We start from the raw sequence: 14,854 nt of genomic DNA on the forward strand, positions 1-14,854 counted from the left end.
CCGCGCCTGGCGGGCTGAGCGCTGGAAGTGGCGGGGCAGGTTTATTGTTGTTGTAGGGCACTTCATCTAGGGCGCCCATCTTAGCCTGTAGGTGCCCTTTGCGGAGGTTGGCTTGCCCGCCAAGAGGTCCGTGAGATCGCTTTCGCCGGCAAGCCGGCTCCTACAGAGAGATACATATTCTCCTGCCAACTGTAGGAGCTGGCTTGCCAGCGAAAGGGCCGGCAAGAATTCAGAAGTAGTAGCCGATATTCACATACACCTGGTTTTCCCACTGGTTGCTGCCTCCGGCCCCCAGGCTCTGGGCATAACTGCTACCGCCTATGTACGGATCGTTCTTGCCGAACAGCCATTCGGTGGCTATCCACAGTTTGCTCAGCGAGAACGAGCTGCCGAGGATCATCCGCTGGGATGTTTTGTAGTCGCTGGCCGATTTGTCGAAGGCGCTGTAGTTGGCGTACAGCTTGACCCCGCTGATCTGATCGAACAGGTACTTGCCGTCGACGTCGTAACTCAGGTCGGCGACATACAGGTTGCCGCGGCTGGCGACGTTGAAGGTGCCGTCGTAGCCGCCCAGAGTGACCAACTCATCGGTGCCCGGATTGCGTGGCGACATCTGCTGGCGCGCTGCCTGCAATTGCACGCCCCACGGGCCGTTCTTACCCAGGTAGTGGACGGCCAAGGCATTGCGTCTGCCGTCGTTGTGGGTGTCGTTGTTCTTCAGGGTCGAGGTCAGGCCCGAGACTCCGACTTCCGATGCCCAGTCACCCAATTGCACGGCCCGCGCCACCCGCAGCGCCAGGGTGTTGCGTTCGCGGTTGTCGCTGCCGTCGGCCACGTAGCTGTCGGCCGAAGACACCACGCTGGAGTAGGTACGACCGTTGCTGGTGCCCTTGCCCTGCCAGGCGGGACGCAGGTAGTAGCCGGCCTGGAGGTTCCAGTCCCCGCTCTGCTGGATGTACTTGGCACCGATCTGCTCGATGTCCTCCAGGCCCACCACGTTGCCCAGGGTTTCAAAAAAGGTGCTGCCAAAATACGGCTGCAGGCCGAAGGGAATCTGGTTCAGGCCGACCTGTACCTGCTGCTCGGGGTTGAACCGGTAGCCGATCCAGGCGCTCTCGGCAAAGGCGATGTCGCCCACCTTGTCGGTGTAGCGGTAGGGGTAGGCGCGCCCGTAAAAGCGGTACTTGGCGGCGCCGATCCAGGTGTCGGAGCTGTACTTGGCACTGAGAATCGCGGTGTCGAAGTTGAAGGTCTGGATATCCCGGTCCGGGTCGTAGTCCCAGCGCGCACGAACCGCGCCGCCCAGGTCCAGGTGGTCGGTGACTTGCACGGCCAGAGCGGGGGTGGCGAGGCTGCCCAGTAGGGCAATGTTGCACAGAAAGCCGGAGCGTTTGGAAAGCATGGGGTTTTCTCCCGGATTGTTATTGTCGGGTGCGATGAACCCGGCCGCGGCAAGGGCGGCAGCCAAGGGTGAAAGGATTGAGAGGGGGGTGAACGCTGTGGCTTCAGCCAGTGGCGATCATCGAGACAAGCGGGAAATGAGGCATGGGCGGTACTCGTTGTTGTTTTTGTAATGTGCCTGCAGTGTTGCTATCTGCTCTTGGCCCGACAAACGATTTATTCATCGCCTGCGCATGACAAAAACGAATGTTAGTCCCATGGATTCCGTCTACGGGTGCATGCGATGCTTTGCGCCTCCTGCAGCTGTCACAGAGAGACTGTCGTGAAACGCAAAATGCCTGCGCTCAATGCGCTAAAGGCCTTCGAGGTCGCCGGCAGCACCGGCAGCTTTACCCGGGCCGCCGAATTGCTCAACGTCACCCAGAGCGCGGTCAGTCGCCAGGTCCGGCAACTGGAGGAGCAGTTGGGGGAAAGCCTGCTGAAACGACGCCATCATCACCTGGAGCTGACCAGTGCCGGGCGAGTATTGCTGCGTGCCCTGCACCAGTCCTTCGACAAGATCGAGTTGACGTTGCGCGGCATTGCGCAAAAGTCCCACACCAATCGCTTGCACCTCAATGCACCGCCAACCTTCGCCAGTCGCTGGCTGTTGCCGCGCCTGGGACGTCTGCGTGAGCAGCACCCTGAATTGGAGCTGAGCCTGACCACGCGTTTGCAGGACAGCCTGGCGGAAACCGCGACCCTGGATTGTGCGATCCGCTTTGGTGACGGTGAGTGGGATGGCCTGGACAGCTCCCTATTGTTTCAGGAGCGGCACATCGCGGTCTGCGCGCCTTCGCTGCTGGCCCGGGAATCGGCGGAACAGGGCATCGATCTCAAACGCATGACCCTGTTGCATGTATTGGCCCGGGAAGACCAGCGCTACCTGACCTGGAAGCACTGGCTGGATGCCGCGCGGATCACCGGGGTCGATACTCAGGGCGGCTATGAGTTCGACCTACTGGATCTGGCCATCCACGCGGCCACCGAGGGCTTGGGGATTACCATTGCCGACTGGCACATGGTGGCGGCGGAACTGGCAGCGGGGCAGTTGACCCAGGTGCACAACGTGCATGTCGAGGGGCACCAGTCCTACTGGCTGGTGACACGTCCAGCCCAGGTTCCGTTGCCGCAACTGCAGGTATTTAGCCAGTGGCTCGAAGAAGAAATCTGGCTGGCGCAACGCCAGCTTGAGCCCTCCACAGCCTCCACACCCCTGGGCTAGAGGCCGCGCGACCGCCTTCGTCGGCAAGCCGACTCCTACAATAGTCCACATGCGCAACCTGTGTAGGAGCTGGCGTGCCAGCGAAGAGGTCCTTCAGGCCACCATCATCAGTGCGTCATAACCTGCGTTTTTTGCATGTTAGTCCGCGCAATTAATCGTTTGTCCTTGTCGTGCCGGACGACAAGACTGCCTGCACTCACATAACAACAACCCGAGTGCCCAGCCATGCCCTATCCGGTCCTTGTCGATTGCCTGTCGCTGCACCTTGCCCGCGGTTTCCCGCCTTGCCTGCAGGCCATAGCCCTGTCCGTCGATCGCTGCGCTGTGCCCGCTCGGCCACTCCAGACCCTTTGATCGCCGGGCCTGGATTGGGTCCAGGCTGCCTGCGCCACTTCTCTGCCAACGACGGGGCAACTTCCATGCAACTTGAACAGAATTTTGTTAACGGCGACTTCATCAAACCCGCCAGCGGCGTATCCATCGCGGTCTATGATCCGGCCGACGAAAGCCTTGTGGGGCATGTCTCGGCCGCCACTCAGGAAGAGGCCCATGCTGCGGTGACCGCCGCCTGTGCGGCGCAGAAAAAATGGGCTGCCTTGACCAGCATCCAACGCGGTGACTATCTGCGCGCATTGGCCGATGCCCTGGAGTCGCGTGCCGACGCCATTGGCCAGGCGCTGGCGGCCGAATCGGGCAAAAGCCTGGCGGACGCCAGCAATGAAGCCCGTTACGCCGCGCAGATCACTCGTTATCACGCTGAATGGGCGCGCCGCATCGAGGGCGAGATCATTCCCAGCGACAGCCCCGACGAAAAGCTGTTTCTGCACCGCGAGGCGATTGGCGTCGTGGCTTGCCTGATCCCGTTCAACTACCCGGTCTATACCCTGCTGCGCAAGGTGGCGCCGGCGCTGATCGCCGGCAACACGGTGGTGGTGCGTCCGAGCAACAACACGCCGATCTCGGCTTTTGAAATCGCTCGGGCGGTCCAGCAGGCCGGCCTGCCGCCTGGGGTGGTGAACATCCTGACCATGGACCACGCCACCGCTGCCACCGTCTGTACCCACCCGGCAGTGGGCATGATCACCCTGACCGGCAGCGTCAATGCCGGGCGTATCGTGCTCGACTACTGCAAGGCCAATATCGCCAAGCCGTCCCTGGAACTGGGCGGCAAGACCCCGGCCATCATCGAGCCCGACGCCGACCTGGAGCAGGCCGCCAGCGCCATCATCGCTTCCAAGACGACCCACTGCGGCCAGTTGTGCACGGCAGTGGAACGGGTCTATGTCCATGAAAGCGTGCACGAGCGCTTCCTGGCCCTGCTCAAGGACAGGATCGCCGCCGTGCAATTCGGTGATCGGCGCCAGGATCCGGGCCGCATGGGGCCTCTGGTGAGTGCGGCATCGCGGGAGGCGATCCATGGCCTGGTGCAGCGGGCGGTCGCCCAGGGCGCGGTGCTCGAATCCGGTGGCGTGATGCCCGAGGGGCCGGGGCATTTCTATCCGCCGACGCTGCTCAGCGCGTGCCGCCAGGACATGGAGATCGTTCAGGAGGAAATCTTCGGGCCGGTCCTGCCGGTGCTCAAGTACCGGGATATCGATGAAGCCCTGGCCTTGGCCAATGACCACCAGTTTGGCCTGGCCTCGGTGCTCTACACCGAGAACTACCGCACCGCGATGAAAGTCGCCGGGGCCATCCAGGCCGGCGAGTTGTACGTCAACCGAACCCCGGCTGACCCCTACCAGGGCTACCACGCCGGCTGGAAGCGCTCAGGGCTGGGCGGTGACGACGGCAAGCACGGCATGCTCGAGTTCACCCAGACCCGCCTGGTGGTCATGCCTTTCTAAAGGCAGCTGCACGTTTCAAGCGGCAAGCACCCAGCCAAAGCGTGCAATCGATTTTGCCGCTTGCCGTCGTTGTATCAAGACAGCCGCAAGCTGCAAGCAAGAACACCGCAGTCGTTCTTGCCGCTTGAAGCTCCAAGCTTGCCGCTGCCCCACTAATAATAATGAGCGGCGCCGGTTACCGGCGCCCGAGGGCATCGTTATGTCTAAGCATGCAGCCGATCTGATCTCGGCCCAGGACCCCGCCGGGTTGCCGGTGAGCCACAGCGACAAGGGCAGTCGTTACTTTCAACTGATGCTGCTGGTGCTGGCCGCCGGAGCGATCTACCCGATCCTCTACCTGCGTCAGGTCTACCAGACCACCATGCTTGAGGTGTTGCACATCAACCACAGCGAGCTGGGTTACCTGTACTCCATGCTCGGCACCATTTTCCTGATCAGCTACCTGCCCAGCGGCTGGCTGGCGGATCGTATCGCTCCGCGCTTGCTGATATTTTTCTCCCTGGTGGCCACCGGTGCCCTGGGCCTGTGGTACTCCACTGCGCCATCACTGACGTCGCTGATGATCATCTTCGGCTGCTGGGGGCTGACCACCGGGCTGACGTTCTGGGCCTCGGTGCTCAAACGGGTAAAGATGATTGCCCGCCACAATGAGCAGGGGCGTTTCTTCGGCATCCTCGACGGCGGCCGTGGCCTGGTGGAAGCCTTGCTGGCGACCCTGGCCCTGGGTTTGTTCGCCCTGGCCACCGAGACCCGCGGCGAGTCGACGGCCGAGGGTTTCCGTCACGTGGTCTACCTGTATTCCTTTACCTGCATCGTCATCGGCTGCGTGCTGGTGCTGCTCAAGGACCCCAAGTCCCTGCAAGACACAGCACCGGTGGAAAAGGGGCGTTTCAACCTGCTCGGCGATCTGGCGACCCTGGTGAAAATCCCCGAGCTGTGGCTGGTGACCGCCATCGTGTTCTGCGGTTACCACATCTTTTGGGCTACCTACAGCTTTTCCGACTACCTGCAGGGCAACGGCATGACCGCGGTGATGGCCGGCACCATCACCACCATCAAGCTGTGGATGCGGCCGCTGGGTGGCATCGGTGGCGGCTGGCTGGGTGACCGTTTCTCGAATATCTCGGTGTTGATCGTCGCCCTGTTGCTGGCCACCCTGGGCATCGTCGGGCTGATCCTGTTCCCGGCCATGGGCAGCTTGGGCTTGTTGATCGCCACCGTGATCTTCATCGGTCTGATGACCTACGCCATTCGCGGGCTGTACTGGGCGATCCTCGACACCTGCCGTATTCCCTTGCGCATCACCGGCCTGGCCATCGGCATCGTCTCGGTGGTGGGCTACCTGCCGGACGCCTTTATCCCGCTGATCAACGGCTACCTCACCGAACACTTCCCCGGGGCCTTGGGCTACCGCTTGTACTTCGGCTACATCGCCGCGGTCGGCGCCCTCGGCACCCTGGCCGCGATCGCCTTGCGCGCTCGCATCAAGCGTACCCAGCCACATTCGCAAACAGGAGCCTGAGATGAAAATCGTCGCCCTTGAAACCCATATTGTCGCTGTCCCGCCACCGCATATCGGCGGCATGTACTGGCTGTTCGTCAAGCTGCGCACCGCCTGCGGCATCGAAGGCGTGGGCGAGATCTATGCCGCCACCTTCGGTCCCCAGGCGATGCGGCCGATCATCGAAGACGTGTTCCAGCGCTATCTGCTGGACCAGGACCCGCACCACATCGAACGCTTCTTCCGCCAGGCCTATTCCAGCGGGTTCACCCAGCGCCCGGACCTGACCATGATGGGCGTGGTCAGCGGCCTGGAGATGGCCTGTTGGGACATCATCGGCAAGGCGGCAAACAAGCCGGTGTACGAGCTGCTGGGGGGCAAGGTCCATGAACGCCTGCGCTCCTATACCTATCTGTATCCGCAGAACAGCCGCGGCGAATACGACTACGACGACCCGGACCTGGCCGCCGAATGCGCGGTACAGAACATGAACCAGGGCTTCACCGCCCTCAAGTTCGACCCGGCCGGCCCCTACACCGCGTACTCCGGGCACCAGCTGTCCCTGCAAGTGCTGGAGCGCTGTGAAACCTTCTGCCGCAAGATCCGTGAAGCGGTGGGCAATCGCTGCGACCTGCTGTTCGGCACCCATGGGCAGATGGTGCCGTCCTCGGCCATTCGCTTGGCCAAGCGCCTGGAGCAATACGACCCGCTGTGGTTCGAAGAACCGGTGCCGCCTGGCCAGGAGCAGGCCATGGCCCAGGTGGCAGCCAAGACCAGCATCCCGATCGCCACCGGTGAGCGCCTGACCACCAAGTACGAGTTCTTCAAGCTGCTGCAGGCCGGTGGTGCCTCGATCCTGCAAATGAACGTGGCGCGTTGCGGTGGCCTGCTGGAGGCGAAGAAGATTGCCAGCATGGCCGAGGTCTACTACGCGCAGATCGCCCCGCACCTGTACAACGGCCCGATTGGCGCGGCGGCGAGCTTCCAGTTGGCGGCCTGCACGCCGAATTTCCTGATCCAGGAAAGCATCATGACCTGGGGCGGCTTCCACGCCGAAGTGCTGACCAAGCCTTTGCAATGGGAGGACGGCTACATCATCCCGTCCAGCGAGCCGGGCCTGGGGGTGGAGCTGAACATGGACGTGGTACGCAGGCACTCGCCTTACAGCGGCGAACGTCTGCACCTGCAAATGACCGCGACGCCGGCCGACGTCAACGACCACTCCCCGGCCAAGGGCTGAGCACTTCCCGCCCGGAGACGGGCAGGGCATGGGCAGCCGGCATGGCTGCCTTCAATACGACCTGAGCGGTAACCCTGCATGACATACGACTACATCATCGCCGGCGCCGGTGCCGCCGGCTGCGTTCTGGCCAACCGGCTCTCGGCCTCGGGCCAATACTCGGTATTGCTGCTGGAAGCGGGCGGCAAGGACTCATCGTTCTGGTTCAAGATTCCGGTGGGTTTCGCCAAGATGTATTACAACCCGCGTTTCAACTGGATGTACTACAGCCAGCCGCAGAAGCAGCTCAACGGCCGGGCGATCTACGCGCCGCGGGGCAAGGTCCAGGGGGGCTCCGGATCGATCAACGCGATGATCTATGTGCGCGGTCAGGCCCATGATTTCGATGATTGGGCGGCCAATGGCAACGACGGCTGGAGCTTCGACGAGGTGCTGCCGTATTTCCGCAAGCTGGAGAATCATCCCCTGGGAGACAGCCAGTACCACGGCGGCAGCGGCCCCATCAGCATCACCCCGATGAAGGGGCAGACCCATTCCATCTGCGATGTGTTCCTCAAGGGCTGTGAGGAACTGGGCTATTCGCGCAGCGAAGATTTCAATGGCGCCCGATTCGAGGGCGCGGGGATCTACGACGTCAACACCCGCGATGGCCAGCGCTGCTCCAGCAGTTTTGCCCACCTGCATCCGGCGTTGCGCCGGCCAAATCTCAAGGTCGAGCATTACGCGCTGGTGGACCGGGTGCTGTTCGATGAGCAGCAACAGCGCGCCACGGGTGTCCGCGTGACCCAGCAAGGGGTGGTCCGGACCTTCAGCGCCAACAAGGAAGTGATCCTCTGTGCCGGCGCGGTGGACACGCCGAAGATCCTGCAACTCTCTGGTGTCGGTGATCGCGGGTTGCTGGCCCGGCACCAGATTCCTCTGGTTCGCCACCTGCCGGCGGTCGGGCAAAACCTGCAGGACCACTTGTGCGTCAGCTACTACTACAAGGCCAATGTGCCGACCCTCAACGACCAGCTCAGCTCGCTGCTCGGCCAGCTCAAGCTGGGCCTGCAATACCTGCTGACGCGCAAGGGCGCGCTGGCCATGAGTGTCAACCAGGCTGGCGGCTTCTTCCGTGGCGACCCGGGGCAGGAACACCCCAACCTGCAGCTGTACTTCAACCCGCTGTCGTACCAGATTCCCAAGAGCAACAAGGCCAGCCTCAAGCCCGAGCCGTATTCCGGCTTCCTGCTGTGCTTCAACCCCTGCCGGCCCACCAGTCGCGGCAGCATCCAGATCGCCTCGAACAACCCTCGGGATGCAGCGCTGATCGACCCCAACTACCTGAGCACCGACAAGGACATAGCCGAGGTGATCCAGGGCAGCCGGCTGCTGCGCAAGATCATGCAGGCCCCGGCGCTCAAGAGCATTACCCTGGATGAGGTGCTACCGGGGCCGGCGGTGGACAGTGATGAGCAGATGCTGCAGTACTTTCGCGAGAACTGCGGCTCGATCTACCACCTGTGCGGTTCCTGCGCCATGGGCCGCGACGAGCAGCGCTCGGTGGTGGACAAACGCCTCAAGGTGCATGGCCTGGCGGGGCTGCGCATCGTCGATGCCTCGATCTTCCCCAACGTCACTTCCGGCAACACCCACGCGGCCGTATTGATGGTGGCGGAGAAGGGCGCCGACCTGATTCTTGAGGATGCCCGCTCGATGGTCGGTGGATGAGCATGCAGGAGCAGTGGCCTGAATGCGGCCCGCCTCATTCAGCCAGGTTCTCCGGCGCTACCACCCACACGCTGCACGGCATCCGGTACAGCAGGTGTTCCACGGTGCTGCCGATCAGGCGTCCCATGCCCCGGCGGAGGACCCGCCCCATGACGATCATGTCGACATCGTAGGCATCCGCATAACTGGCCAGCACCTTGGCCGGGTCGCCCATGATCATGTGCTGGTTCTCGGCGGGGATGCCATTGCGTTCGGCCAGTTCGCGAAAGGCGTCGCCCTGCGCTTCGAAGAACAGTTTGGCCGCGCTTGAGGAAAAGAACGCCGAGGCGTTGTTGAAACCGAATTCGGCAGCGCTGATGGATGACAGGTCATGGGCATAGATGACATCGAGCACCGCATTGCAGGTGCTCGCCAGTTTTGCGGCTTCGCGCAAAATCCTGTCATTCAGGCCCTGGTAGCGCCCATCGCGATGGAACGGGTCGACAGCGGCGACGATGCGGCGGGGCAGGGCGTGCTGCACATGGCTGACAAAGTGCAGAGGCACCGGGCACTCGCGCAGCAGGTGAACATCCAGAGGCGTGAACATCAGGCGCGACAGCGGCGACTCGTGGTCCAGCGCCTTGATCAGCGCGGCCATCGGTTGCTCCTTGAGGTGAATGAGGATCTCCTGCAGCGGGCTCTGCACCCAGACCACCTCGGTGGTGACCGTGACGCCGATCTTGCGTAGGGGATGGGCCTGCTCTTCGAGCCACTGGCGGTGACGTTCGACATAGCCCAGACGCATCTGCTCCAGGGCCTGGCCGTTGACCATGCCGGCAGTGGCCAGGCCTTCCAGGTAGTCGAACGCGACGATGTGCAGCGCTGAGTCCGAAGCCTTGGCCAGGGCCGCGGCCCGTTCGAAGGCTGGGCTTTTGTGCATCAGGGGCGAGACGACGAGCATGAAGCGTGATGGCTCGGACATGATCAATCTCCGTCAGGTTAATGCAGCAACGCCGAGGCACCCGGGCAAGCCGGTGTACGGACATGGCGGCCACGACCCTATGCTGGCTTGAGTCGCGGCGACCGGCTTGATTTTTGTCAAGCCGGCGGGAGAGCGGAGCATGGGGCAGATCAACGGCGTCGTGTGCCCGGAAGATCTGCAACTGAACGTCGGCAGCCAGGAACAGGCCAATGCCTTGGTTCGCCCGCGCAAGGCGCGGTTCGAGGCGCCCCATGCCTGGTCGTGCGGCCACGGTACTTCAGGGCGTGAGCACGATGGCGCCGTTGAAGCGGCCGCTGCGCAAGCACGCCAAGGCCTGATTGGCGTCGTCCAGGGCAAAGCGGGTGATATCGCAGTGCACCGGCGTGTGTTGCAGCTCGGCAAAAAAGGCATGGCCGTCTTCGCGGGTCAGGTTGGCCACCGAGCGCACGCTGCGTTCGCCCCAGAGCAGGCGATAGGGAAAGGCGGGGATGTCGCTCATGTGAATCCCGGCGCAGATGACGCAGCCGCCCTTGACGGTGGCTGCCAGCGCCAGGGGCACCAGCGCCCCGACGGCCGCGAAGATCAGGCTGGCGTCCAGTTCATGAGGCGGCGGCTGATCCGAAGGTCCGGCCCACGCCGCGCCGAGGGATCGGGCATAGTCCTGGCTTTCCTGGTCATGCGGGCGGGTGAAGGCATACACCTGTTGCTGGCGCCCACGGGCGATCTGGATCGCCAGGTGTGCCGCCGCGCCGAAGCCATACAGCCCGAGGTGCTGCGCGCCTTGGGCCATGCGCAAGGCGCGAAAGCCAATGAGTCCGGCACACAGCAATGGCGCCGCCTGGATGTCGCTGAGTGCGTCAGGGATGGGGAAGCAGAAGCGCGAATCGGCCAGGGTGTATTCGGCGTAACCGCCGTCCAGATGACAGCCGGTGAACTGCGCCTGATCGCAGAGGTTCTCGCGGCCCGCAAGGCAGAACGCGCATTCGCCACAGGTCCAGCCCAGCCACGGAACCCCAACCCGCCGGCCGATCCAGCCAGGGTCGACCTGGGGCCCCACCTCCGTGACTTCACCGACGATTTCATGCCCGGGCACCCGCGGCAGCAGCGCCTGCGGCAACTCGCCGTCCAGCAGATGCAAATCGGTGCGGCAGACCCCGCAAGCCAGCACCCGGATCAGCAACTGGCGGGCGCCGGGTTCGGGCAGGGCGCGTTCCTGCCGTTGCAGTGGCTGGCCCGGGGCATTCAGAACCATGGCGCGCATGAGGCGGCTCCTGGCAGTGGGCGGCCAGCGCCCGGGGGCGCTGATGCCGCCGAGGATGGATGAAACAGACGAGTCGTCATCCGCTCACCTGCGAAGGGCAGGCGGGCGTCACGCCGGTCCTTGCCATGCTCGTGGCAGCCGGTTGCGCCGGCAGCAGCGCGGCGAACTCCTCGGGAGTCAGGGTTTCCTTCTGCAGCAAGAGACGGGCCCCGGCGTCCAGATCGGCCCGCAGCCGTTCGAGCAAGGCCTTGGCGCGCTGGTAGGCTTCATCGAGCAGCGCGCGAATGCCAAGGTCCACTTCCCGGGCAGTCTGCTCCGAGTAATCCTTCTCGCCCGTGCCTTGGATGCGTTCACCCAGGTAGGTGGTGTTGCGCTGTTCCAGCACGGCCTGGCCGAGTTCGGCGCTCATGCCAAACCGGGTGATCAGCTGGCGGGCGATATCGGTGGCATGGGCCAGATCATCGGCGGCTCCGGTCGAGGTCTGTCCATAGACCAGAAACTCGGCGGCGCGCCCGGCCATGAGCACGACCATCCGGTCCTTGAGCATCTGGCAGCTGATCAGGAAGTGGTCCTCGGTGGGGCGCTGCAAGGTGTAGCCCAGTGAGCCCATGGAGCGCGGCACGATCGAAACCTTGTGCACCGGATCCATGGCCGGCAGGTGGCTGGCGGCCAGGGCATGGCCCATCTCGTGATACGCCACGACCTGGCGTTCTTCCGGGCGCAGCACGCTGCTTTTTCGTTCGACCCCGGCCACCAGGCGTTCGATCGCCGCGGTAAAGTCGTCAAGCTCGACCGCCGCGGCGCCACGACGGGTGGCGACGATGGCAGCCTCGTTCACCAGGTTGGCCAGGTCGGCCCCGGTGAAACCGGTGGTCATCTCGGCGATCCGCTCCGCATCCAGGGCTGGCGACGCGGTTATCTTCTGCAGGTGGACCTTGAGAATCGCCTGTCGACCGGTGCGATCCGGCCGATCGATCAGCACCTGACGGTCGATGCGCCCGGCGCGCAGCAGGGCCGGATCGAGAATCTCCGGCCTGTTGGTCGCAGCCAGCAGCACCACACCCTCACGGGGGTCGAATCCGTCCAGCTCGGCGAGCAACTGATTGAGGGTCTGCTCCTTTTCATCGTTGCCGCCGAACGCGCCGACGCCGCGGGCTTTGCCCAGCGCATCGAGTTCATCGATAAAAATGATGCAGGGCGCCGCCTGTCGAGCCTGTTCAAACAGGTCGTGAACCCGGGCCGCGCCGACGCCGACGAACATTTCGACGAACTCCGACCCCGAAATCGAGAAGAACGGCACACCGGCTTCACCGGCAACGGCCTTGGCCACCAGGGTCTTGCCGGTGCCGGGCGGGCCGACCAGCAGCGTCCCCTTGGGAATGTGCGCGCCCAGACGGGCGTATTTGGCCCGGTCCTTGAGAAAGGAGACCACTTCCACCAGTTCGGCCTTGGCTTCATCGATCCCGGCGACATCGGCGAACCTGACCCCGGTATCGCGTTCGACGAACACCTTGGCCCGGGACTTGCCGATGTTCATCAAGCCGCCAAGCCCCTGCCTTTCGGCCAGGCCGCGAAACAGGAAATGCCAGATCACCATGATCAGGACCAACGGCAACAGCCAGCCGATCAGCCCGCTCAAGAATGGAGTGTCGTTGACCCCGGTAAACCCGACGCCTGTCTGGGCAAGGTCGCCAGCCAGTGACGGATCGACCCGCACCGTGGTGAAGCTGTCGTGGCCGTCGATGGGAGCCAGCAGTCTGCCGCTGATCCGTTCCTTCTCGATCTGCAGGTCGCTGAGTTTTTTTTCGTTCAGCAGTTGCAGGAACTGGCTGTAAGGAATGTTCTGTGCGGCATGACGTTCGATGAACAGAGTCTGCACGAGCGTGAACAGCATAAAGGCGATCACGAAGTACGACAGGTTCCACTGGTGGTTCTTCTTCATGCTCATGACTCGACAAGGGCAGGGCCACGCAGCCCGTCACCAGTACCACGGCCTGGACAACGTGCTGGGCAGCACCACCGAACACATCCTCTACCAGGTGCCCTGCAGCGTCCTGGCGGTCAAGGCGCAGTCAGCGGTGGCCTCAAGCCGTTCGCCATTTGCAGCGCCGGGCGGGCACTAAAGCCCGATGGTGGAGCGACACATCGATCGTCTTCGGGCGGCGCCAGGAAAAAGCCCCTTGCCGCTGTTGCGGCAAGGGGCACCCTAGTGCGGAACCTACTCGCCCTTGATCGGCACGACTGTGTCCGCCTTCATGGCTTCAGGCTTTTTCGGCAGCGAGATGCTCAGCACGCCCTTGCTGAAACTGGCATCGATCTTCTCGGCGTCGACGCCTTTGGGCAGATTGAACACCCGCTCGAAAGAGCCGTAGTGACGCTCGCTGAGGTGATAGCCCTTGCGGTTCTCTTCCTTGTCCTCTTTCTTTTCGCCCTTGATGATCAGGCTGCCGTTGGACAGTTTGATCTCGATGTTCTTCTGGTCCATGCCGGGCAGTTCAGCGGTGATCTCGTAGCTCTTGTCCTTCTCGCAGATGTCCACGGCAGGCATGCCGTGGCCCATCAGTTCGCGGCGCCAGAAGGGTTCGACATCGAACAGTCCACGACCGAAGGGTGAAAGCCCCGAGCCGCGATTGAAGTCATCGAACAGGTGATCGACTTGTTGGCGCAGTTTTTCCAGGGGCCGCCAAAGGTCTGTGGCCAGCGGATGCCGGGTGGATTTGTCTTCAGTGGTGACCGGCATCTTCTTCACGGAGTTGCTCATTTTCGGTTCTCCTCTTCGGATGGCAGGCGGACGATGAACATCCTCTCTTCGAGCCGCCTGGGCAGATCGGATGTGCTTGCCGAATCAACGTCCAGCATCACGGCGTCCGTCCGGCGCAAGCCGCCGTAGCCAACGCCTGTGATGAAGCCGTTGCCGGGTCTTAATCTCGGCGCTCACCTCTGGGGAGTCGTTGATCTGGATCAGAAGAGCGGTGAACTGTCTTGGGCAGGCGACGAGATGCGCAAAGCCCCTCGGAAACAATTGGAATAATTTGCTCACAAACTCAAATAACCCCGTGCACGCAAGGGTGGATCCGCGGGCGGCGGCTGCCCCATCATCGGAGCCCTGCAAGCAGTGCAGTGGGGCTCCAGCAGCCGTTTATTCACCGACTATCGCTACCCGCCTGCGTCGATACAGGGACGTCATATGAACCCGGATGCCAATGCGTTTTTTGGAAGGCACACCCTGGGCGAGCTCTATCAGATCTCTCCCGAACAGCTCAACGACATAGAGGCCCTGACCCGGTTGCTGTGCGCAGCATCCGTCGAAGCCGGGGCCACAGTGTGCGGCACCATGACCAAGCGCTTCGAGCCGCAGGGGGCGACGGTGCTGGTGATGCTGGCGGAGTCCCATGCTTCCTTTCACACCTATCCCGAGCACGGTGCGCTGTTTCTCGACATCTTTACCTGCGGAACCCGCTGCGACCCGGTCAAGGCCTTCGACTACATCTGCGCCAGCCTGAAGTGCGATGTACGGGCGATGAAGATCGTCGAGCGCGGAGCGCCGGGCGGCGACAGTCAAGCTGCCAGGCCGGCGCTGGCGACTCCGGGGCTGCGCAGCTACTGAGCGAACACCCCAGGGGAACGCAGGGCGCTCGCAGGTGCATCGGTGGATGAACAGCCGATCAATGC

Annotated in this window: 12 protein-coding genes; 7 read left to right on the forward strand and 5 right to left on the reverse strand. The window is 63.1% G+C overall.

What is annotated here, in order from left to right; translation table 11 throughout:
* Positions 1-229: 229 nt before the first annotated feature.
* Positions 230-1,402, reverse strand: a complete 1,173-nt coding sequence (locus ACMGG8_RS16710; RefSeq protein ID WP_414157951.1) for a hypothetical protein — start codon at positions 1,400-1,402, stop codon at positions 230-232.
* Positions 1,403-1,723: 321 nt separating this feature from the next.
* Here ACMGG8_RS16710 and ACMGG8_RS16715 point away from each other — a divergent pair, with 321 nt between their 5' ends.
* From ACMGG8_RS16715 to ACMGG8_RS16735, 5 genes are all read left to right on the forward strand, one after another.
* The gene (locus tag ACMGG8_RS16715) at positions 1,724-2,665 is read left to right on the forward strand and encodes a LysR substrate-binding domain-containing protein (protein WP_060839882.1); all 942 of its coding nucleotides are present in this window, start codon (positions 1,724-1,726) and stop codon (positions 2,663-2,665) included.
* Between the two features lie 419 nt (positions 2,666-3,084).
* A complete protein-coding gene (gene aldA, locus ACMGG8_RS16720; RefSeq protein ID WP_414157952.1) occupies positions 3,085-4,509 on the forward strand; it encodes an aldehyde dehydrogenase in 1,425 nt (474 codons plus the stop codon).
* A 199-nt stretch (positions 4,510-4,708) separates the two neighbouring features.
* A complete protein-coding gene (locus ACMGG8_RS16725; protein WP_060843937.1) occupies positions 4,709-6,031 on the forward strand; it encodes an MFS transporter in 1,323 nt (440 codons plus the stop codon).
* 1 nt (position 6,032) lies between these two features.
* Positions 6,033-7,250, forward strand: coding sequence for a mandelate racemase/muconate lactonizing enzyme family protein (locus ACMGG8_RS16730; RefSeq protein WP_060843936.1), 1,218 nt, complete (start codon positions 6,033-6,035; stop codon positions 7,248-7,250).
* A gap of 78 nt (positions 7,251-7,328) precedes the next feature.
* Positions 7,329-8,960, forward strand: a complete 1,632-nt coding sequence (locus tag ACMGG8_RS16735) for a GMC family oxidoreductase (RefSeq protein ID WP_060839878.1) — start codon at positions 7,329-7,331, stop codon at positions 8,958-8,960.
* Between the two features lie 34 nt (positions 8,961-8,994).
* Here ACMGG8_RS16735 and ACMGG8_RS16740 read toward each other — a convergent pair whose 3' ends face one another.
* From ACMGG8_RS16740 to ftsH, 3 genes are all read right to left on the reverse strand, one after another.
* Complete coding sequence (locus ACMGG8_RS16740) at positions 8,995-9,921, reverse strand: universal stress protein (RefSeq protein ID WP_108545552.1); 927 nt, start codon at positions 9,919-9,921, stop codon at positions 8,995-8,997.
* A 277-nt stretch (positions 9,922-10,198) separates the two neighbouring features.
* Positions 10,199-11,182 carry a zinc-dependent alcohol dehydrogenase family protein gene (locus ACMGG8_RS16745; RefSeq protein ID WP_108545551.1) on the reverse strand — a complete coding sequence of 328 codons (984 nt, stop codon included), beginning with the start codon at positions 11,180-11,182 and terminating at the stop codon, positions 10,199-10,201.
* Between the two features lie 76 nt (positions 11,183-11,258).
* Positions 11,259-13,124 (reverse strand): ATP-dependent zinc metalloprotease FtsH, encoded by a 1,866-nt coding sequence (gene ftsH, locus ACMGG8_RS16750; protein ID WP_414157953.1) that lies wholly within the window; start codon positions 13,122-13,124, stop codon positions 11,259-11,261.
* Here ftsH and ACMGG8_RS16755 point away from each other — a divergent pair.
* The gene (locus ACMGG8_RS16755; protein WP_235760279.1) at positions 13,123-13,305 is read left to right on the forward strand and encodes a universal stress protein; all 183 of its coding nucleotides are present in this window, start codon (positions 13,123-13,125) and stop codon (positions 13,303-13,305) included. The two genes, ftsH and ACMGG8_RS16755, sit on opposite strands and share 2 nt — an antisense overlap.
* Before the next feature lie 95 nt (positions 13,306-13,400).
* Here the strand turns inward: ACMGG8_RS16755 and ACMGG8_RS16760 are convergent, their stop codons facing one another.
* Positions 13,401-13,943 carry an Hsp20/alpha crystallin family protein gene (locus ACMGG8_RS16760; RefSeq protein WP_060839873.1) on the reverse strand — a complete coding sequence of 181 codons (543 nt, stop codon included), beginning with the start codon at positions 13,941-13,943 and terminating at the stop codon, positions 13,401-13,403.
* Between the two features lie 426 nt (positions 13,944-14,369).
* Here ACMGG8_RS16760 and speD point away from each other — a divergent pair, with 426 nt between their 5' ends.
* Positions 14,370-14,789: an adenosylmethionine decarboxylase gene (speD, locus tag ACMGG8_RS16765; RefSeq protein ID WP_082729906.1), complete on the forward strand. Its 420-nt coding sequence runs from the start codon at positions 14,370-14,372 to the stop codon at positions 14,787-14,789.
* Positions 14,790-14,854: the final 65 nt, after the last annotated feature.

Source organism: Pseudomonas sp. BNK-45, from assembly GCF_047456255.1.
In the GTDB taxonomy this organism is placed as follows: domain Bacteria; phylum Pseudomonadota; class Gammaproteobacteria; order Pseudomonadales; family Pseudomonadaceae; genus Aquipseudomonas.